This is a genomic window from Rhodococcus sp. GA1, from assembly GCF_024321955.1.
In the GTDB taxonomy this organism is placed as follows: domain Bacteria; phylum Actinomycetota; class Actinomycetes; order Mycobacteriales; family Mycobacteriaceae; genus Rhodococcus; species Rhodococcus pyridinivorans.
In genome coordinates, this window is sequence record NZ_CP097186.1 from 4,659,395 (window position 1) to 4,679,631 (window position 20,237).

At 68.0% G+C, this 20,237-nt stretch carries 19 protein-coding genes and 1 tRNA gene; 8 read left to right on the top strand and 12 right to left on the bottom strand.

The genetic code is table 11. From position 1 onward, the window contains the following. Window positions 1-8: 8 nt before the first annotated feature. The 3 genes from lexA to M3330_RS21785 all read right to left on the bottom strand — a co-directional run bounded on the left by lexA (window position 9) and on the right by M3330_RS21785 (window position 1,375). The gene (gene lexA / locus M3330_RS21775) at window positions 9-671 is read right to left on the bottom strand and encodes a transcriptional repressor LexA (RefSeq protein ID WP_255026320.1); all 663 of its coding nucleotides are present in this window, start codon (window positions 669-671) and stop codon (window positions 9-11) included. Between the two features lie 14 nt (window positions 672-685). After that, complete coding sequence (locus tag M3330_RS21780; RefSeq protein WP_019289675.1) at window positions 686-1,219, bottom strand: hypothetical protein; 534 nt, start codon at window positions 1,217-1,219, stop codon at window positions 686-688. A gap of 79 nt (window positions 1,220-1,298) precedes the next feature. Then, window positions 1,299-1,375, bottom strand: a tRNA-Leu gene (locus M3330_RS21785). Between the two features lie 107 nt (window positions 1,376-1,482). On the opposite strand from M3330_RS21785, the gene M3330_RS21790 reads away from it, so the two are divergent. Continuing rightward, on the top strand, window positions 1,483-2,097 hold the full coding sequence (locus M3330_RS21790; RefSeq protein ID WP_006554018.1) for an ANTAR domain-containing response regulator: 615 nt from the start codon (window positions 1,483-1,485) through the stop codon (window positions 2,095-2,097). A 185-nt stretch (window positions 2,098-2,282) separates the two neighbouring features. Next, window positions 2,283-3,614 carry an ABC transporter substrate-binding protein gene (locus M3330_RS21795; RefSeq protein WP_019289674.1) on the top strand — a complete coding sequence of 444 codons (1,332 nt, stop codon included), beginning with the start codon at window positions 2,283-2,285 and terminating at the stop codon, window positions 3,612-3,614. A 40-nt stretch (window positions 3,615-3,654) separates the two neighbouring features. On the opposite strand, the gene M3330_RS21800 is transcribed toward M3330_RS21795, so the two are convergent. The 4 genes from M3330_RS21800 to M3330_RS21815 are packed head-to-tail and all read right to left on the bottom strand — an operon-like array spanning window position 3,655 to window position 7,866. Further along, complete coding sequence (locus M3330_RS21800) at window positions 3,655-4,479, bottom strand: ABC transporter ATP-binding protein (protein WP_006554016.1); 825 nt, start codon at window positions 4,477-4,479, stop codon at window positions 3,655-3,657. Continuing rightward, on the bottom strand, window positions 4,476-5,510 hold the full coding sequence (locus tag M3330_RS21805; RefSeq protein ID WP_255026322.1) for an ABC transporter ATP-binding protein: 1,035 nt from the start codon (window positions 5,508-5,510) through the stop codon (window positions 4,476-4,478). Before M3330_RS21805 ends, M3330_RS21800 begins: the two co-directional genes overlap by 4 nt. Further along, window positions 5,503-6,492, bottom strand: a complete 990-nt coding sequence (locus M3330_RS21810) for a branched-chain amino acid ABC transporter permease (protein ID WP_006554014.1) — start codon at window positions 6,490-6,492, stop codon at window positions 5,503-5,505. The genes M3330_RS21805 and M3330_RS21810 overlap by 8 nt, the downstream gene beginning before the upstream one ends. A 3-nt stretch (window positions 6,493-6,495) precedes the next feature. Further along, window positions 6,496-7,866 carry a branched-chain amino acid ABC transporter permease gene (locus tag M3330_RS21815; protein ID WP_019289672.1) on the bottom strand — a complete coding sequence of 457 codons (1,371 nt, stop codon included), beginning with the start codon at window positions 7,864-7,866 and terminating at the stop codon, window positions 6,496-6,498. 255 nt (window positions 7,867-8,121) lie between these two features. On the opposite strand from M3330_RS21815, the gene polA reads away from it, so the two are divergent. Continuing rightward, window positions 8,122-10,845: a DNA polymerase I gene (polA, locus tag M3330_RS21820; protein ID WP_255026326.1), complete on the top strand. Its 2,724-nt coding sequence runs from the start codon at window positions 8,122-8,124 to the stop codon at window positions 10,843-10,845. Window positions 10,846-10,957: 112 nt separating this feature from the next. Here the strand turns inward: polA and trxA are convergent, their stop codons facing one another. From trxA to M3330_RS21835, 3 genes are all read right to left on the bottom strand, one after another. Then, window positions 10,958-11,329, bottom strand: a complete 372-nt coding sequence (gene trxA, locus M3330_RS21825; protein ID WP_006554011.1) for a thioredoxin — start codon at window positions 11,327-11,329, stop codon at window positions 10,958-10,960. Between the two features lie 163 nt (window positions 11,330-11,492). Beyond that, on the bottom strand, window positions 11,493-12,500 hold the full coding sequence (locus M3330_RS21830) for a GlxA family transcriptional regulator (RefSeq protein WP_170318564.1): 1,008 nt from the start codon (window positions 12,498-12,500) through the stop codon (window positions 11,493-11,495). A gap of 233 nt (window positions 12,501-12,733) precedes the next feature. Next, entirely contained in the window at window positions 12,734-13,252 is a 519-nt protein-coding gene (locus M3330_RS21835) for a 2'-5' RNA ligase family protein (protein WP_033097659.1), read from the bottom strand. A gap of 19 nt (window positions 13,253-13,271) precedes the next feature. Between M3330_RS21835 and M3330_RS21840 the strand changes: the two genes are divergently transcribed. The 4 genes from M3330_RS21840 (at window position 13,272) to M3330_RS21855 (ending at window position 17,106) form a co-directional block, all read left to right on the top strand. Next, on the top strand, window positions 13,272-14,357 hold the full coding sequence (locus tag M3330_RS21840; RefSeq protein ID WP_255026330.1) for an isocitrate/isopropylmalate dehydrogenase family protein: 1,086 nt from the start codon (window positions 13,272-13,274) through the stop codon (window positions 14,355-14,357). Window positions 14,358-14,465: 108 nt separating this feature from the next. Further along, the gene (locus M3330_RS21845; protein WP_170318567.1) at window positions 14,466-15,338 is read left to right on the top strand and encodes an ABC transporter substrate-binding protein; all 873 of its coding nucleotides are present in this window, start codon (window positions 14,466-14,468) and stop codon (window positions 15,336-15,338) included. An 11-nt stretch (window positions 15,339-15,349) separates the two neighbouring features. After that, window positions 15,350-16,336 (top strand): amino acid ABC transporter permease, encoded by a 987-nt coding sequence (locus M3330_RS21850; protein WP_019289664.1) that lies wholly within the window; start codon window positions 15,350-15,352, stop codon window positions 16,334-16,336. Then, entirely contained in the window at window positions 16,333-17,106 is a 774-nt protein-coding gene (locus M3330_RS21855) for an amino acid ABC transporter ATP-binding protein (RefSeq protein WP_019289663.1), read from the top strand. Before M3330_RS21850 ends, M3330_RS21855 begins: the two co-directional genes overlap by 4 nt. A gap of 7 nt (window positions 17,107-17,113) precedes the next feature. Here M3330_RS21855 and M3330_RS21860 read toward each other — a convergent pair whose 3' ends face one another. Further along, window positions 17,114-18,022 carry a class I SAM-dependent methyltransferase gene (locus tag M3330_RS21860; protein ID WP_112320049.1) on the bottom strand — a complete coding sequence of 303 codons (909 nt, stop codon included), beginning with the start codon at window positions 18,020-18,022 and terminating at the stop codon, window positions 17,114-17,116. A gap of 219 nt (window positions 18,023-18,241) precedes the next feature. Here M3330_RS21860 and rpsA point away from each other — a divergent pair, with 219 nt between their 5' ends. Beyond that, the gene (rpsA, locus tag M3330_RS21865; RefSeq protein ID WP_006554003.1) at window positions 18,242-19,702 is read left to right on the top strand and encodes a 30S ribosomal protein S1; all 1,461 of its coding nucleotides are present in this window, start codon (window positions 18,242-18,244) and stop codon (window positions 19,700-19,702) included. A 174-nt stretch (window positions 19,703-19,876) separates the two neighbouring features. Here rpsA and M3330_RS21870 read toward each other — a convergent pair whose 3' ends face one another. Then, window positions 19,877-20,089, bottom strand: a complete 213-nt coding sequence (locus M3330_RS21870) for a hypothetical protein (protein WP_016934979.1) — start codon at window positions 20,087-20,089, stop codon at window positions 19,877-19,879. Window positions 20,090-20,237 lie beyond the last annotated feature (148 nt).

A 20,237-nucleotide genomic window follows, 5' to 3' on the forward strand; every position in this document is an offset into this window, starting at 1 on the left:
GGTAGGCATCAGATGCGGCGCATAACGGACACGACGATGCCCAGCACCACCGCCTCGTCGCCGTCGAGGACGGGATAGGCGGAATTCCGGGGTTCGAGGTGGACATGGCCGCCTCGGCGCCGGTACACCTTGACCGTCGCCTCGCCGTCGATCATCGCCGCGACGATCTGACCGGAGTGGGCCTCGTGCTGCCGCCGAACCACCACTGTGTCGCCGTCGCAGATCGCCGCGTCGACCATCGAGTCGCCTCGCACGCGAAGCGCGAAGACCGTGCCGGAGCCGACCAGATCGCGGGGGAGGGTGAGCAGGTCGTCGGTGTGCTCCTCGGCGAGAATCGGTGCGCCCGCGGCGATGTCGCCGACGACCGGCACGGTCACGGTGTCGTCGGATGCGCGTTCACCGCCGGACGAGCCGAGGAAGGGGCGCACGTCGAGCTGGCGTGCCACAGCGGTGCCGCGGCGGAGGAAACCCTTGTCCGCGAGGCTCTTCAGATGCTTCGAGACCGTCGACGTCGACCGCAGACCCACCGAATCGGCGATCTGCCGGGTGCTCGGCGACGATCCCTGCGCAACGATCCAGTCGCGGATCGCGGCCAGGATCTGCTGCTGGCGCAGCGGCAGGGACGCGGGGTCGAGGCCCCCGAACATGTCGAACTCGTCGAAACCGGTCACCCGGAGAATCGTAGCTACGCGGTCTCCGCCAGGTCCGGGGGAGTACCTGCGGAGGAGCTCTGCCCGTTCTGCAGCTGTTCCATGGCCCGTCGCTCCCGCAGCGCCCGGATGAGCTGCCGCTCCTGCAACTCCGCCGGATCGGCGGACAGGCCGGGAATCGAGAATCCGACCAGGGCACCTGCCAGCAGCGCGAGCGCCACCCGCGCCGAGTCGCCCTCCCGGATGCCCAGGACGAGTTCCACGAACACGAGCGCTCCGACGGCGACGAACACCACTGCGATCAGGGCCAGGATCCGGCGGATCCTGGGCTTCGGACGCGATCCCGGCGCCAACGGCATCGACTGGGCCGCGAGCTGCCACAACCGGGCATCGACGCTCTCCCGCAGGGGGCGCTTCCGGAACTCGTCGCCGAGTCCGTTGTAGATGGCCAGATCGGCTGCGATCCGGGTCCGGAGGTTTCGACGGGACAGCTCGCGCGACAGACGTGCGGCCGCCCACGACACCACCCCGGTGACGAGTGCAACGACGACGGGAACCCAGATACTCACGCCGGAACATTACGACAGCGGAGCCGGAATCGGCGGGATGCGGAAGGCGTGCTCCGGCCGTGTGGCGCGAACCGAAAAGTGGTGCCCCCGGTGAGACTCGAACTCACACTGGACGGGTTTTGAATCCGTTTCCTCTGCCAATTGGGATACGGGGGCGTTGCGGACACCACTGTAGAGGATCGGGCGAAGCGGGCGCGCACCGGTACCCTTCTTACGTTCCACCCTGCACCGGGGACCGCCAGTACCGAGGGGAAGGCCCGACCATGACCTCCGCGCCGCACGACAGCACACCAACTCCTCGTCGGGTCGTCGTAGCGGAAGACGAGGCCCTGATCAGGCTCGATCTCGTCGAAATGCTGCGCGAGGAGGGCTACGAGGTGGTCGGTGAGGCCGGCGACGGACAGCGTGCCGTCGAACTCGCCGAGGAACTCCGGCCCGACCTGGTGATCATGGACGTCAAGATGCCGCGCCGCGACGGCATCGACGCCGCCTCGGAGATCGCACAGCGGCGCATCGCCCCTGTGGTCATTCTCACAGCCTTCAGTCAGCGCGAACTCGTCGAACGCGCCCGCGACGCTGGCGCCATGGCGTATCTCGTCAAGCCGTTCTCGAAGAGCGATCTCGTGCCCGCCATCGAGGTGGCCGTCAGCCGCTTCTCCGAGCTGCGCGAGCTCGAGCGCGAGGTGCAAGGGCTCAACGAGCGATTCGAGACCCGCAAGCTCGTCGACCGGGCCAAGGGACTGCTCATGGAGAAGCATGCGATGACCGAACCGGAGGCGTTCCGCTGGATCCAGCGCGCCGCGATGGACCGCCGCACCACCATGAAGCAGGTCGCGGTGGTCGTCCTCGAGACCCTCGGAAGCGACACCGCCGGCTAGCCGCGCGAACCGGTTTCGAGTGCTCACGGCGCCCGACGCGTTACCGCCACATCAAATCTCCGCCCCGCAGATAACGGTCGTATCACAAGGATTTCGGCCGGGTTCGCGGGGTGCTTCCGACCGCTATGTTTCGACCACATCCGGAATCCGCCGGATGCGGTGTCAGGCGTTCGAAGGAGAGTTGAATGGCAAGACGGACTCTGGTCCGCGCCGTAGCGGTACTCGGTGCTGCGACGCTCGCCCTCACCGGGTGTGGTTCGGACAGCGACGATTCGGCATCCGGTACGTCGGCCGGTGACGAGGGGTCGGCGGCCGCGACGACCGTCGAGACCGACTGCGAACCACAGCAGGCCACAGCAGGGGCGACTCCCGCCACGGGACCGCTGAAGATCGGCACGATTCTCCCCGAGACCGGCAGTCTCGCCTTCCTCGGACCGCCCGAGGTCGCTGCCGTCCGGCTCGCCGTCGACGACATCAACGCCGCGGGCGGTGTTCTCGACCAGCCGGTCGAACTGTTCCCGGGCGATTCCGGGGACACGACGACCGACACCGCGAACACCACCGTCGATCGGCATCTCGCCAACGGCACCCAGGTGATCGTCGGCGCCGCCTCGTCGTCGGTCTCGCTCAAGGTGATCGACAAGATCGTCAGTGCCGGCGTGGTGCAGTTCTCGCCGGCGAACACCTCCGACCAGTTCGTCTGCTACGCCGACCGCGGGTTGTACTTCCGCACCGCCCCGACCGACGTGCTCCAGGCGCAGGCGCTCGCGCAGCTGATCGCCGAGGACGGGGCGCAGCGCGTGTCGATCCTGGCGCTGAACGATCCGTACGGCACCGGCCTCGCCGAGAACACCGTGACCAATCTCGTCGACGCCGGTATCCCGGAGGACCAGATCCAGAAGATCATCTACGATCCCAACGCGCAGTCGTTCAACGCGGAGGTCGACCAGGTGGCCAACTTCGCACCGGATGCTGTGGCACTCATCGGCTTCGAGGAGTCGGCGAAGATCATCACTCGCATGCACGAGGTGGGCATCGGCCCGTCCGACGGCATGGCGGTCTTCGGTGTCGACGGCAACATGGGGAACGCGCTGGGCGAGAACGTCGCCGAAGGACTGCTCGACGGCATGGCCGGCACCACGCCGCTGACCGACACCGGCGAGGAGTTCCAGCAGCGACTGCTCGGCGTCGATCCGGGTCTGATCGACTTCAACTATGCCGGAGAGTCCTACGACGCCGTGATCGTCTCGGCGCTGGCCGCGGAACAGGCAGGGTCGACCGCCGGGGTGGACATCGCCGCGAACATCAACTCGGTGACCCGCGACGGGGAGAAGTGCACCAGCTACCAGCAGTGCCTCGACCTGCTCCGTGCGGATCAGGACATCGACTACGACGGTGCCACCGGCGAACTCACCTTCGTGGATGCGGGCGAACCCGGCGTGGGCTCGTACGGCCGACTCGTGTTCGGTCCCGACAACACCCTGACCACCGAGGACTACATCGTGGTGGGTGAGTGACCCGCCGGTCGTGAGCGAAGGGGTGATCGCCGGTAGGCGGTCACCCCTTCCGCTTCTCCCGGCTGCCGGCGAGAGTGCCGAGATACAGTTCGACGACCTTCGGGTCGTGCATGAGATTGCTGCCGGTGTCGGTGTACGCGTTGCGGCCCTGGTCGAGAACGTATCCGCGATCGCAGATCTGCAGGCAGCGACGCGCGTTCTGCTCGACCATGATGATCGACACCCCCGCCGCGTTGATCTTCTTGCAGCGGATGAAGACCTCGTCCTGGAACATCGGTGACAGTCCCGCCGACGGCTCGTCGAGGAGCAGCACCGACGGCTCCATCATCAGCGCGCGGCCCATCGCGACCATCTGCCGCTCACCACCGGAGAGCGCTCCCGCCTTGACCTTCCGGCGCTCGGACAGCAACGGGAACAACGACGCCACCCGCTCGAACTGTTTCTCGAAGTCCTTCGGACGCAGATAGATCCCCATCTCGAGGTTCTCTTCGATGGTCAGTGAGGGAAACACGTTCTGCGTCTGCGGCACGTAGCCGATCCCCTTGCGCACCAGAATGTGTGCGGGCGCCGAGGTGATCTCGTCCCCGCCGAGCGTGACGGTGCCGCTGCGGATGGGGATGAGGCCGAACAACGCCTTGAGCAGGGTCGACTTGCCGGCTCCGTTCGGGCCGATGATGCCCACGATCTCACCGTCGCGCAGGTAGAAGTTGCAACCGCGCAGAATGTCGACCCCGGGGAAGTAACCGGCCACGAGATCGTCGGCGCGCAGGAGAGCTCCGGTCGCCAGGCGGGCATGTTCCTCCGGGGTCGCGGCACGTTCCGCTGGCGTCGTCCCGGTGAGTGCAGGAGTGATGTTGTCGCTCACGGCTTCTCCAGGGTCGTGGCCGTCGCGTCGGTCGACGCCGAATCGGGATCGGACAGGTCGCCTCCGGCCTCGAGGGTCTGCGCTTCCGCGTCAGCGAGGGCGTCGGCGAGTTCGGCGGTCGCGCCCACGGGATTGCCCTCGTCGTCGAATTCGAGTGCCTGGTCGTGGTGACTGCCGAGATAGGCGTCGACCACGGCCGGATCGGACGACAGGGCGTCCGGCGGTGCCTCCGCGATCACCGAACCCTGCGCCATCACCACGACCCAGTCGGAGATGTCGCGGATGACGTCCATGTCGTGCTCGACGAATACCACGGTCGTCCCGTCGTCGCGCAGGGTCTTGATGTGTCCCAGCAGATTCTGCGTGAGCGCCGGATTGACGCCGGCCATCGGCTCGTCGAGCATGACGACGGTCGGTTCGGTCATCAGCGCACGGGCCATCTCGAGCAGTTTGCGTTGACCGCCGGACAGTGAACCGGCGAAGTCGTCGGCCTTCGCGGCCAGACCGAAACGGTCGAGCAGTTCGTATGCGCGCGCGGTGATCTCGCGTTCCTGGCGGTGCCACGTCCACGGCAGCAGTGCACCGGCCATGCGCTCGCCGGTCTGGTGCCGGGCGCCGAGGCGGACGTTGTCGAGGACCGTCATCTTCGACAGCGCCTTGGTGAGCTGGAAGGTGCGTACGATCCCGCGCCGCGCCACCTGATGGGGATGGAGCCGGCCGAGCGCGTCGCCGTTCATCGCCCAGGTTCCGGTGTCGGGCCGGTCGAAGCCCGTGAGGAGATTGAACAGGGTGGTCTTGCCGGCGCCGTTCGGGCCGATCAGGCCGGTGATGCACGAGCGCTGGATCTCGAGGTGGGCCACGTCCACGGCCTTGAGGCCTCCGAATGTGCGGCACAGATCGTCGACGACGAGGATCGGGTCGGGTTTGGCGGCGCCGGGGGCGCGGTCGACGCCGGCGAACAGTGCGGCGCGTTCGTCCGCGCCGAGGACCGTGCGCGGTGGTGTCGGGTCGGGTCGGATCGTGTCAGGCATCGAGTTGCACCTTCCGCTTGCTTCCCAGGATGCCTTGTGGCCTGAAGACCATCATCACTGCGATGAGGATGCCGAGCAGCACGTACCGCATTGCGCCGACCTGCTGTTCGGTGAGCGGGAGCAGCGGGTCGGGTCCGGCGATCGCCTGACGCAGGAAGGCATCCGGGAGGGTGAGCAGGAACCAGAACACCATGGCGCCGAGCACCGGTCCGAAGACCGTTCCCGCACCCCCGAGGATCAGCGCGCCGAACGCGAAGAAGGTCTGCGCGGTCGAGTAGAAGTCGGGGTTGATCGACTTGGTCTGCAGAGCGTTGAAGACGCCGCCGAGACCGCCGATCATGCCGCCGAGTACCAGGGCCTGCATCTTGTAGGCGAAGACGTTCTTGCCGAGCGCGCGGGCAGCGTCCTCGTCCTCACGCACCGCCTCGAGGACCCGCCCCCACGGACTGTGGGAGAGGAGGTAGACCAGCCCGCACAGCAACAGCACGAGGGTCCAGCCGACGACCATCGCCCACAGGTCGTCGCCGTAGAACCGCATACCGAGCAGGTTGTACTGGCGACTCGAATCGAACGGGCTCAGGGACGTGAACGGGTCGGCGAAACCCCACAGGCCGCGGGTCGATCCGGTCACCGAGTCGGACGCGGTCGAGCGGAACATCAGCCGCAGGATCTCCGCCGCGGCGATCGTCGCGATGGCGAGATAGTCGGCCCGCAACCGCAGGGTGGGGATGCCGAGTACGAGCGCGAGCAGACCTGCCAGTGCGAGACCGACGAGGATGCCCACCCACAACGGCTGGTCGTAGGTGACGGTCATGATGCCCACGCCGTAACCGCCCAGGAGGGCGAAACCGATCTGCCCGAAGTTCAGCAGCCCTGCATAGCCGTAGTGCAGGTTCAGGCCGATCGCGAGCAGTGCGTAGAAGATCGCCGACGGGCCGATGAGCTGGGCGAAGGAAACCTGGAGTACCGACACGATATCCATGGGTCAACCGATCCTTGTCCGACTGCCGAGGATGCCCTGGGGGCGGATGACCAGGATGACGATGAGTACGAGCAGACCGCCGATGTACTTCAGGTCCGGGTTGATCACGAGGGTGGACAACTGGACCAGCAGTCCCACCACGACGCAGCCGACCAGTGCACCGTAGGCGGTGCCGAGGCCGCCGAGGATGATGCCGGCGAACATCAGCAGGAGCAGCTTGAAGCCCATCTCCCACTGCACGCGCCCGCCGAGTTCCGACAGGCCGAACAGCACCCCGCCGAGCGCGGCGAGCCCGCCACCGAGACCCCACACGAAGCGGATGACGTGTTCGACGTCGATCCCCGACGATGCCGCGAGGTCGCGGTTGTCGGCCACCGCGCGCATCGCCTTGCCGATCCGGGTGCGCTGCAGCAGCAGGGCGACCCCGACGAGCACCACCAGGCTGATCACGATGCACGCGAGGTTGACCGGGGTGATCGCGATCGGCCCCCACACCAGTTGCTGCTGTGCCTGGTAGTCGTCGAACGGCTGGGTGCGGTCGGAGTAGAAGGCCAGGATGAGATAGCGCAACGAGATCGCGAGGCCGATCGACACCACCAGCTGGGCGATCAGGCCCGTGTGGCGGCGCCGGAGCGGAGCCCAGATGAGTGCGTTGTTGAGCAGGCCGATGATGACGCCGACGATCACCGCCAGGATCGTGGCCGGTATCAGCTGGACACCGAGGGTGACATTGAAGATCCACGCCGCGACCGCCCCGAGGGTGACCAGCTCGCCGTGGGCGAAGTTCGTCAGGCCGGTCGTGCCGAAGATCAGACTCAGGCCCACTCCGGCGATCGCGATGACCAAACCGAAACGCAGACCGTCGACGATCGTGCGCACCAGCGTCTCGCCCCACGCGACCGTCGAACCGCTACGCGCCTCCCCGAACGAGAAAATCACCGTGTTCGCCCGTCCCGGAGCGACATCGCGGGTCACCGAGGTCTGGACGGTGACGTCGTCGGGCAGGCTCTCGGTGTCGACCTCGAAGACGTACGTGCCCGGCGGAACGGTGAGTTCCCAGCGCCCACCGTCGGCGGACTCCGTCTCGGTGACCACCTCGCCGCTCTCGGTGGTCGCACGGACGACGACACCGTCGAGTCGTTCGCCGGCATTGTTGAGCGTTCCGCGGACGGTCACCCCCTCCGCGGATTCCTCGTCGGGTGCGGCCGGTGCCGTGTTCGCGGGCGGTGAGGGTGGGTCCGGCGGATCCTGGGCGGAGGAGAGGCCGGCGCCGACGAGGACGAACAGGACACTCGCGAGCGTGACGAGTGCGGCGCGGACCGATCGGTGGAGGGTCGAGGTCGGTCGTCGCCGACATCCCGAGGTAGGGGCCACGCAGGTCCTCCCGGTGGGTGCGCTGTCATCGAGCGCGGCACTGCGCCCGGGGCATCATCGTCAACCTCGATGACGCCGGACTACGGTGTCGTGACAGGGGACTCTAGCGGCTGGATCGCACGTCCACGGGAAAAATTGGATCACCCGGACGTTTCGGTCTCGTTTCTTCGGACAACGAGTGTTCGCACATACCGGAGAGGTGCTGGTCGGGCGGTGTGGCCGACGCTGTCGTCCTCGGTCCCTAGACTGGCACGCGTGACCCGTGCATCCACTTCCGCGACGTCCACCGCGGCCACCGACGACCGCCCGACCCTGCTGCTCCTCGACGGCCATTCCCTCGCGTTCCGCGCGTTCTACGCGCTGCCCGCCGAGAACTTCAAGACCCACAGCGGGCAGACCACGAACGCGGTCTACGGGTTCACCTCCATGCTCATCAACCTGCTGCGCGACGAGCAGCCCACGCACGTCGCGGCGGCATTCGACGTCAGCCGCAAGACCTTCCGTGCCGAACTGTTCGCCGCCTACAAGGCCCAGCGCAGGGCCGCACCCGACGACTTCAAGGGGCAGATCGACCTCACCAAGGACGTCCTCGGCGCGATGGGGATCCCGGTGATGGCGATCGAGGGCTACGAGGCCGACGACATCATCGCCACGCTCGCGACGCAGGCGCACGCCCAGGGCTTCCGGGTGCTCGTGGTGACCGGCGACCGCGACGCGCTCCAACTCGTCAACGGCGACATCACGGTGCTGTATCCGCGGCGCGGCGTCTCCGACCTGACGCGCTTCACCCCCGACGCGGTGGAGGAGAAGTACGGACTCACCCCCCAGCAGTATCCGGACTTCGCGGCGCTGCGCGGCGACCCGAGCGACAACCTGCCCGGCATCCCCGGCGTAGGCGAGAAGACCGCCGCGAAATGGATCCGCGAGTACGGAAGCCTGAGCGGACTCGTCGACCGCGTCGACGAGGTGCGCGGCAAGACCGGCGACGCGCTGCGCGAGAACCTGTCCAACGTGTTGCTCAACCGCCAGCTCACCGAGATGGTGCGCGACGTGGCCGTGCCGTGCACCCCCGAACAACTCGCCCTCGCCCCGTGGGACCGCGACCGCATCCACCGCCTGTTCGACGACCTCGAGTTCAAGGTGCTGCGCGACCGGCTGTTCGAGACGCTCTCGTCGGCCGAGCCCGAGGCCGAGGAGGGCTTCGAGGTGCGCGGCGGGATCGTCGAGCCGGGTGCCCTCGGCGACTGGCTCGCCGAGCACGCCCCGGCGGGTCGACGTCATGGCCTCGCCGTGGTGGGCACCGGCACTCCTTACGGGGGCGACGCGACCGCGATCGCCGTCGCCGGGGCCGACGGTGAGGGCGCCTATGTGAGCACGGTGGCGCTCACGCCTGAGGACGAGAACGCCCTCGCCGCATGGCTCGCGAACCCCGCCGTGGAGAAGGCCGTGCACGAGGCGAAGTTCGCCATCCACGCGCTGCGCGGACGCGGCTGGACGCTCGCCGGCATCACCAGCGACACCGCGCTCGCCGCCTATCTGGTGCGGCCCGGGCAGCGCTCGTTCAAGCTCGACGACCTGTCGCTGCGCTACCTCAAGCGTGAGCTGCGGGTGGAAGACACCGGCGCGCAACAACTCTCGCTGCTCGACGACGAGGACGCCGCCGACGCGCAGGCGGCCGAGGCGCAGATCCTCGCGGCGCGCGCCGTCGTCGACCTCGCCGCGGCCCTCGACACCGAACTCGGCGAGATCGAGTCGGTGCGTCTGCTCACCGAAATGGAACTGCCGCTGCTCGAGGTCCTCGCCGATCTCGAAGCCACCGGCATCGCCGTCGACTCGACGCACCTGCACGACCTGCAGTCCGAGTTCGCGGCCCAGGTCGCCGCCGCCGCGAACGCCGCCTACGAGGTGATCGGCAAGCAGATCAACCTCGGTTCGCCGAAGCAGCTTCAGGTGGTGCTGTTCGACGAGCTCGAGATGCCGAAGACGAAGAAGACCAAGACCGGTTACACCACCGACGCCGACGCGCTGCAGAACCTGTTCGACAAGACGGGCCATCCCTTCCTCGAACACCTCCTCGCACACCGCGAGCACACCAAGATGAAGACCACCGTCGACGGGCTCATCAAGTCCATCGCCGACGACGGTCGCATCCACACCACCTTCAACCAGACCGTCGCGGCGACGGGCCGGCTCTCGTCGACCGAGCCGAATCTGCAGAACATCCCGGTGCGGACGGAGGCCGGTCGCCGGATCCGCGACGGGTTCGTGGTGGGCGACGGTTTCGACGTGCTGCTCACCGCCGACTACAGCCAGATCGAGATGCGCATCATGGCGCACCTGTCGGCCGACGAGGGGCTCATCGAGGCATTCCGTACGGGCGAGGACCTGCACACCTTCGTGGCGTCGCGGGCGTTCGGGCTGCCGCTCGAGGAGGTCACCCCGGAGCTGCGTCGCCGCGTCAAGGCGATGTCCTACGGTCTCGCCTACGGGTTGAGCGCCTACGGTCTCGCCCAGCAGCTGAAGATCTCCACCGACGAGGCCCGCGAGCAGATGGAGGCCTACTTCACCCGCTTCGGCGGCGTGCGCGACTACCTCTACAACGTGGTCGAGGAGGCCCGCAAGGTCGGCTACACCTCCACCCTCTACGGGCGCCGCCGGTACCTGCCCGACCTCAACAGCGACAACCGGCAGCGCCGGGAGATCGCCGAGCGCGCCGCGCTCAACGCCCCCATCCAGGGCACGGCCGCCGACATCATCAAGGTCGCGATGATCGACGTGCAGAAGGCGCTCGGCGAGGCCGGACTGCGGTCGCGGATGCTGCTGCAGGTGCACGACGAACTCGTGCTCGAAGTGGTCGAGGCCGAGCGCGAACAGGTCGAGGCGCTCGTGCGCGACAAGATGGACTCCGTCATCGAGCTGTCGGTGCCGCTCGAGGTCTCGGTCGGTTACGGCCGCAGCTGGGACGCCGCGGCGCACTGAGTCGCGGGGACACCGAGGCGCAGGGACACCGGCCGCAGGTACACACACCGTACGTACGACGGCGCCCGCCCCCGGATCACCGGGGACGGGCGCCGTCGACGCGACGAGTGGGTCAGCTCTGCTCGGCGCGAGCCTCCGCGATCTGCTTGCGCACATCGTCCATGTCGAGGTTCTTGACCTGCGAGACGAGATCCTCGAGAGCGGCGGGCGGAAGAGCACCGGCCTGGTTGTAGACGAGGATGCCTTCGCGGAACGCCATGATCGTGGGGATCGAGCGGATGTTCGCCGCCGCCGCGATGGCCTGCTCGGCCTCGGTGTCGACCTTCGCGTGCACGACGTCGGGATGCTTGTCCGACGATGCCTCGAAGGTGGGCGCGAACTGCTTGCAGGGGCCGCACCAGTCGGCCCAGAAGTCCACGAGCACGATGTCATTGCTCGTGACGACCTCGTCGAAGTCCTGCTGGGTGAGAGCCTTGGTTGCCACGGAAATCCTTTCGGTCGGGCGTGTCGACGGGTCCAACATCCGGCCGCCGCTGTTTCTTCCCGTTCGTTCCCGCCGTCACGCGTCGTGACGGGGTTCCTTCCGCCACGCTACGTGACGTGTCCGATCCGGGGGTGTCGTCGGGAGGTGCCGATCGAGGGACGCGTCACACGCCGACCGGTTCGACGGACCGCCGGAAGGTCCGTCGGTAGGCCTGCGGAGTGGTCTGGCGCAGGCGCAGGAAATGCTGGCGCAGCACCGCAGCGGTGCCGAAACCGACGCGGTCGGCCACCACGTCGATCGGAAGGTCGGTCTCCTCGAGCAGGCGCTGCGCGGCCAGGACCCGCTGATCGCGGAGCCAGCGCGCGGGCGTGACCCCAACCTCGGCGACGAACCGCCGCGCGAAGGTCCGCGCCGACATGTGCGCCTTCTGCGCCAGTGCGGCCACCGGGAGTTCCCGGTCGAGGTGCTCGCTCATCCAGTCGAGCAACGGCGCGAGCGACTCGTCCTTGCATTCGGGCAGTGGCATCGCGACGTACTGGGCCTGCCCACCGTCGCGGTGCGGTGGCACCACCATGCGCCGGGCGATCGTGTTGGCGACCTGGGCTCCCTGGGCGGAGCGGACGATGTGCAGGCACAGGTCGATGCCGGCCGCGGTGCCTGCGGCGGTGAGGACCGGATGGTCGTCGACGTAGAGCACGTCCCGGTCGACCTGCGCCGTCGGATAGGTCCGGGCGAGACGGTCGGCGTGCATCCAGTGGGTCGTGCAGCGACGCCTGTCGAGCAACCCGGCCGCACCGAGGATGAACGCCCCGGTGCACATGCTCGCCACGCGCGCGCCGCGGTCGACGGCGGCCCGCAGTTTCGCGAACAACGGTTCGAGGCGCCCGTCGTCGAGCGCGATGCCGTCGCTGTTCACCGCTGGCAGGAGAATCAGGTCGGCGTCGTCGAGGAGATCGAGCCTGTGAGGCACCTCGATGGTGTAGCCGAAGCGGGTGCGCACCGGATCGGAGGTCGCGGCGACGAGGTGGAAGTCGTAGGTCGGCAGGCCGTCGTCGGAGCGGTCGAAGCCGAACACCTCGCACGCCACGCCGAGTTCGAAGGTCTCGACGTAGGGGAGGACGGGGACGACCACCTTCTCGAGCCGGCCGGTGGTTCCAGGTGTTCCGGACACGCAACCCAGTGTGACACCGTGGTGGCAGAAAAACGATGTTCTCCGACGGCTCTGCCACTGTCGGGTGGGACCCCGGCGCGGCAGGCTCGAAGCATGATCCTGCTGGTCCTCGTACTTCTGGCGGTCTTTCTCCTCCTCGACGTGCTGGCCCTCACCGGACGCACGCCCGACACCCATATGGAAGTGACGCAGTTCGGCGACTACCGTTTCTGAACGGCGCACCGTCCCGCTGCTCAGGTGAGCAGCCACTCCCGCTTGGCCTCGCCGTCCCAGCGCCGCACTCCTGCACTCGATCCGGTCAGCTGCCGCTCCGGCGTCTGCGCCGCCAGGACCGCGGTACCGATGCGCGCGGCCGGCACCCGCCGTGCGAGGGTGACGTGCGGCGTCCACTCGCCCGGCCGGATGTGTGCGGGGATGCCGGGGCATTCCGAGAGCACCTCGAACACCCGCGCCTGGAGTTCGAGCAGTTCGATCGACGGCACGACCGTGCGGGCGAGCGTCGCGTACCGGCCACCGAAGATCACCACGCCACCGAGCCGGAGGGTGATCCGCCGGACCGTGATGGTGGCCCGCAGCGCGTCCTCGAGTTCGTCCGGCAGGGCATGGGCGACGAACAGCGTCACGTGCGGACGGTTGGATTCGGAACGGACGCGTCCCTGACTGTGCAGGCCGGCGTCGAGCAGCCGGGTCCACTCGTCGCGCACCGCCGTGTCGAGCGGGGCGTCGAGGAGGAGTTCCACCGACTGGACCACGGTAGGCAATGATGACCGGGTGACCGACGACACCGCAACGCTTCAGACCCATCGCATCGGACTTCTCGAGGGGGACGGCATCGGTCCCGAGATCGTGCCGGCGACCCGCAGGATCGTCGACACCGCCGTCGCGGCAGCCGGGGTCGCGGTCGACTGGGTGCCGCTGCCCGTCGGTGCCTCCGCGATCGAGACGCACGGCAGCCCGCTGCCGCAGGTCACCCTCGACACCCTCGCCGAGCTCGACGCGTGGATCCTCGGCCCGCACGACAGCGCCTCGTACCCACCCGAGTTCCGGGGTCAGCTCACTCCGGGCGGTCGGATCCGCAAGCACTTCGACCTGTACGCGAACATCCGGCCGGCGTGCGCACTGCCGGGAGCGACGTCGGTGTCACCGAAGATGGATCTCGTCGTCGTCCGGGAGAACACCGAGGGTTTCTACGCCGACCGGAACATGGCCGTCGGCAGCGGCGAGTTCATGCCCACACCCGACATCGCACTCGCGGTCGGAGTGATCACCCGCGCCGCCTGTGAACGCATCGCGCACACCGCCTTCGACCTCGCGTCGCGTCGCCGCAAGCGCGTGACCATCGTGCACAAGGCCAACGTGCTCGCCAGCACGACCGGCCTGTTCCGGGACGTGTGCCAGGAAGTGGGTCGTCTCTACCCGAGCGTCACTGTCGACGACCAGCACGTCGACGCGATGGCCGCGCTGCTCGTCCGCCGCGGCGCCGAGTTCGACGTGATCGTGACGGAGAACATGTTCGGCGACATCCTGTCCGACCTCGCCGCCGAACTGTCCGGCTCGCTCGGTACCGCGGCGTCGATCAACGCGTCGCGCACCAAGGCCATGGCCCAGGCCGCGCACGGCGCCGCACCCGACATCGCCGGGCAGGGCCGCGCCAACCCGATCGCGCTGATCCTCTCCGCCGCCATGCTTCTCGACCGTGTCGGTGCACGCGCGGACATCGAATTCTCCGCGGCCGCCCGCGCCATCGAGGACACAGTGCGCGCGACCGTCGCGGCGGGTGTCGCGACCGCCGACCTCGGTGGCACCGCGTCGACGGACGAGTTCACCGCCGCCGTCATCGCCCGCCTCGAAGCCTGAGCTTCGGGTTTGCATTCGGACCCCTCCCTGGTTGGATACTGTGCGACTGTGAATCGAGCAGTGCACACCCGACGCGTGACCTCGTGGGGGCGTCGTCATGTCCGGACCCTGAGCAGGCTGGCGGCGGGAGCGGCGGTGCTTGCCTTCGCGACGGGGTGCGTGGTGAACAGCGAATCGACCGTGCCGCCCGGCGACCGAGTCACCGTCGAGAAGGTCGACGCCATCGCGAGGCAGTTGCCGCCCGACATCGCCGACGGCGGCACCCTCGAGGTCGGGGTGAACGTCCCGTACGCCCCCAACGAGTTCAAGGACGACGACGGCACCATCGTCGGCTTCGGCGTCGAACTCGTCCACGCCCTCGGCGACGTCCTCGGACTCGAGGCGGTGCTCAACGAAGCCGACTTCGACCGGATCATCCCGGCCGTCCAGGCGGGCACCTTCGAGATGGGCTCGTCGTCGTTCACCGACACGAAGGAACGCGAGGAATCGGTCGACTTCGTCACCTACTACAGCGCCGGAGTGCAGTGGGCGCAGCGCACCGGCGAATCCGTCGACCCCGACAACGCGTGCGGACTGCGGGTGGCGGTACAGACCACCACCATCGAGGACCTCGAGGAGGTCCCCGCGAAGAGCGAGGAATGCGTCGCCCGCGGGCTGCCGCCCATCGACAAGGTCAAGTACGACAGCCAGGACGAGGCTGCCAATGCCCTCATCCTCGGCCGGGTGGACGCACTGTCCGCCGACTCGCCGGTCACGGCGTACGTCATCGCCCGCAGCGAGGAACGACTCGAACCGGCCGGTGAGGTCTTCGACGCCGCGCCCTACGGATTCGTCGTCGCGAAGGGGTCGCCGTTCGGTCCCGTACTGCAGCAGGCAGTGCAGTACCTCATCGATTCCGGTGCGTACGACGAGATCACCGCGCGCTGGGGCATGGAGGACGGCGCGATCACCGCCTCGCAGATCAACGGCGCGACGAGCTGAGAAAGGGAACCATGAGCGAGTCCACGTCCGCGAGCTCCGCGGAACCGCGACCGGACGACCCGGAGCCGATACGCGCAGTACCCCTGCGACATCCCGGACGATGGATCTCCGGCGCGATCGTCCTGATCGCACTCGGGTTGTTCGCCTGGGGAGCGGCCACCAACGAGGCCTACCGCTGGGACATCTACGCCCGGTACCTGTTCGACGCCCGCATCACCGCAGCCGCGTGGAAGACCGTGCAGCTGACGGTGCTCGCCATGGCCATCGCCGTCGTCCTCGGCGTGGTGCTCGCGGTGATGCGTCTGTCCCCGAATCCCGTGCTGCGTTCCGTCGCGTGGCTGTACCTGTGGGTCTTCCGCGGTACCCCGGTGTACGTCCAACTCGTGCTGTGGGGACTGTTCCCGTCGATCTACAAGCAGATCGACCTCGGGATCCCGTTCGTCCACCAGTTCGTCCACATCGACGTGCAGGGTCTGAACGCGGCGTTCCTGTTCGCCGTCATCGGCCTGGCACTCAACGAGGCGGCCTACATGGCGGAGATCGTGCGCGCCGGCATCACCTCCGTGCCCGAGGGGCAGCTGGAGGCGTCCACGGCGCTCGGCATGTCGTGGTCGCAGACCATCCGCCGCACCGTCCTGCCGCAGGCGATGCGGGTCATCATCCCGCCGACCGGCAACGAGCTGATCAGCATGCTCAAGACCACCTCGCTGGTCGCCGCCGTGCCCTACAGCCTCGAGCTGTACGGCCGTGCCCGCGACATCTCGGGTGCGAACTTCCAGCCGATCCCGCTGCTGCTCGTCGCCGCGACCTGGTACCTGGCGATCACCAGCCTGCTCATGATCGGCCAGTACTACCTCGAGCGGCACTACTCGAAGGGCCTGAGCCGGCAGCTCACGGCCCGTCAGCTGCAGGCACTCGCCGACGCACAGAACGTACCGGTCGCCGAGGCCGGCAAGCCGACGCCGAAGCCCGGCGCACCGGGGGAGGAACACATATGACGTCCGTCGAGACGCCGATGGTGCGGGCCGACCGGGTCTGCAAGAGTTTCGGCGCCGTCAAGGTGCTCAAGGGCATCTCGCTCGAGGTGGGGCGCGGCCAGGTGACCTGCCTGATCGGTCCGTCCGGATCCGGCAAGTCGACCTTCCTGCGGTGCATCAACCACCTCGAACGCGTCGACGCCGGTCGCCTGTACGTCGACGGCGATCTCGTCGGTTACGCCGAACGGGGTTCGAAACTGTACGAACTGCACCCGCGGGCCGCCGCGAAGCAGCGCCGCGACATCGGCATGGTGTTCCAGCACTTCAACCTGTTCCCGCACCGCACCGTGCTCGAGAACATCATCGAGGCGCCGATCCTCGTGAAGAAGCTCAAGCGTGACGAGGCGGTGGAGAAGGCCCGGGACCTGCTCGCGCGGGTCGGGCTGGCCGACAAGGTCGACGCCTATCCCGCGCAGCTCTCGGGCGGCCAGCAGCAGCGCGTCGCGATCGCCCGCGCGCTCGCCATGGATCCCAAGCTCATGCTGTTCGACGAGCCCACCTCGGCCCTCGACCCCGAACTCGTCGGCGAGGTGCTCGCGGTGATGCGCGATCTCGCCGACGGCGGCATGACGATGGTCGTCGTCACGCACGAGATGGGCTTCGCGCGGGAGGTCGCCGATCAGCTCGTGTTCATGGACAGCGGCGTGGTCGTCGAGGCCGGTGATCCCCGCCAGGTGCTGGCCGACCCGAAGGAGAGCCGGACCCGGGAGTTCCTGTCCCGGCTGCTGTGAGTCGGGATCAGGTGGGTTTGCGGCTGCAGAAGATGGCGGTGCCCGGGAAGATCGAACCGCGCAGCGGGCTCCACTGTCCCCACTCGCGGTCGAGATGCTCGGGCCACTCGGGTTCGACGATGTCGTAGACCTCGAGGCCGGCGGCGACGAGTTCGCGCACCCGGTCGCCCACGGTGCGGTGGTGCTCGGCGTAGGTCGCCCGGCCCGTCGCGTCCACCTCGACGTAGGGGGTCCGGTCGAAATACGGGAACATCGCGACCAGGCCCTGTTCGCCCGGATCGTCGGGGAAGATCCACCGCATCGGGTGGTTCACGGAGAACACCCACCGTCCGCCGGGTCGCAGCACCCGCGCCACTTCGTGCATCACCCGGGCGGAATCGGCGACGAAGGGCACCGCGCCGAACGCCGAGCACACGATGTCGAAGCTTCCGTCGGCGAACGGCAGGTTCTCGGCGCCGGCCTGTACGAGCGGAACCGTCGGGCCGGAACCGGTCATCGCCGCGCGTCCGCGCTGCAGCATCCCCATGGAGATGTCCAGCCCGACCGCCCGGGCACCCTGCCCGGCGATCCAGCGGGCGCACGGCGCCGAACCGCACCCGAGTTCGAGGACGTCGCGTCCGGCAACCGGGCCGAGCAACTGCACATCGCCCTCGTGCAGGCCCTCCGGGCACCACACGAACTCCCCGGCGGCCGAGTCCACGCCCAGGAACTCGCCGTGCGTGCGGTGGTAGTCGTCGGTGTCGGCGTCCCACCAGACCCGGTTCGCGCGTTCGCTCTCGAGGGAGCCGAGGCGGGTCCGGGTGGGTCGGGTCTCGCCGAGGATCGTCTCGGCGTCCGCGTGCCGCGCGGCCTCGTCGTCGGTTCCCTCCGGGACGCCCGAAAGGTCTGGAAAAGGGGGGTTCGCGGAGCCCGGCATGGGTGTGAGCCTATCGGGTGCGGGGGAGCGGTCCCGATATCGGTTTGCCCGGGTCCCCTCGAAGCGCGTAGCCTGGTGATCGCGAGTGTCCGCAGTTCGGCCCCAGGCTCGAACGAGGAACTCGCCGTGACTCGCACATCGCCGTATCGCAGTGGGTGTTTCACGTGCCCGACCGAATTTGACCAACCGACTATCAACCCGTCCGGAGCAACTCAACACATGGCCTCCACCACCGTCACCTCGCCGCAGGTAGCCGTCAACGACATCGGCTCCGCCGAGGATTTCCTCGCCGCCATCGACGCCACGATCAAGTACTTCAACGATGGCGACATCGTCGAGGGCACCATCGTCAAGGTCGACCGCGACGAGGTGCTGCTCGACATCGGTTACAAGACCGAAGGCGTCATCCCGTCCCGCGAGCTCTCCATCAAGCACGATGTCGACCCCAACGAGGTCGTGTCGGTGGGCGATGAGGTCGAGGCTCTTGTTCTCACCAAGGAGGACAAGGAAGGCCGTCTGATCCTGTCCAAGAAGCGTGCTCAGTACGAGCGCGCCTGGGGCACGATCGAGGAGCTCAAGGAGAAGGACGAGGCCGTCAAGGGCACCGTCATCGAGGTCGTCAAGGGCGGCCTGATCCTCGACATCGGCCTGCGTGGCTTCCTGCCCGCGTCGCTCGTCGAGATGCGACGCGTCCGCGACCTCCAGCCTTACGTCGGCAAGGAGATCGAGGCCAAGATCATCGAGCTCGACAAGAACCGCAACAACGTGGTCCTGTCGCGCCGCGCATGGCTCGAGCAGACCCAGTCCGAGGTTCGCAGCGAGTTCCTGCACCAGCTCCAGAAGGGCCAGGTCCGCAAGGGCGTCGTGTCCTCCATCGTCAATTTCGGCGCCTTCGTCGATCTCGGCGGTGTCGACGGCCTCGTGCACGTCTCCGAGCTGTCCTGGAAGCACATCGATCACCCGTCCGAGGTCGTCGAGGTCGGCACCGAGGTCACCGTCGAGGTTCTCGACGTCGATCTCGACCGCGAGCGCGTCTCCCTGTCGCTCAAGGCGACGCAGGAAGATCCGTGGCGTCAGTTCGCCCGCACCCACGCGATCGGTCAGATCGTGCCGGGTAAGGTCACCAAGCTCGTTCCGTTCGGCGCGTTCGTCCGCGTCGAGGAGGGCATCGAGGGCCTCGTCCACATTTCCGAGCTGGCCGAGCGCCACGTCGAGGTCCCGGACCAGGTCGTCGCTGTCGGCGACGACGCGATGGTCAAGGTCATCGACATCGACCTCGAGCGTCGTCGTATCTCGCTGTCGCTGAAGCAGGCGAACGAGGACTACACGGCCGAGTTCGACCCGTCGAAGTACGGCATGGCCGACAGCTACGACGAGCAGGGCAACTACATCTTCCCCGAGGGCTTCGATCCCGAGACCAACGAATGGCTCGAGGGCTACGAGAAGCAGCGTGAGGAGTGGGAGTCCCGCTACGCGGAGGCCGAGCGTCGCCACAAGATGCACACCGCTCAGATCGAGAAGATGGCTGCCGACGAGGCCGCCGAGGCTGCGGCCGGCGTGTCCGGTAGCAACTACTCCTCCGAGTCGGGTGCCGAGGCGGCTCCGGAGACCACCGGTGGATCGCTCGCGAGCGACGCCCAGCTCGCCGCTCTGCGCGAGAAGCTGTCGGGTAACGCCTGATACAGCGCTTCGACGGACGACCCCGCACTGTTCGGTGCGGGGTCGTCCGCGTTCCGGGGGTCATTGTTGCTGTGGCACAAGGGCTCCCGGGCCACAACGGGACCGGCCCCCTCCGAATCGGAGGGGGCCGGTCTTCGTGTGTCGTCGATAGCAGGTGCTCAACTCACGGCGAGCTCATCCCACGGCGGGAGTGGCCCACTGCGCGGGTAGGGCCGTCGCTCGCTTGCGCATCGCGGCGTGGCTGTGGCGCGCGTTCGTCAGCAGCGCGGTGAACCAGTTCCGCCGGTGCTCGGCGAGGGCGGCAGCGACCTCGGGGATGAGGATGCAGTGAACACCGTTTTCCATGCCGAGGCGATGCCGACCTGTGGTTGAGGTGGAGGATCGCATGGCCTGCCTTCTCGAATGCTCCGGACGAGCCGGGACGGATGCTTCGCAACGACGATATCGGACAGTCGGTCGAATTCTCCGCATTTACCCCAGGTAGAAGGGGGTGTGTCCAGTTTCCGAGCGGCGTTGCGACCGCCTCGTGACCCCG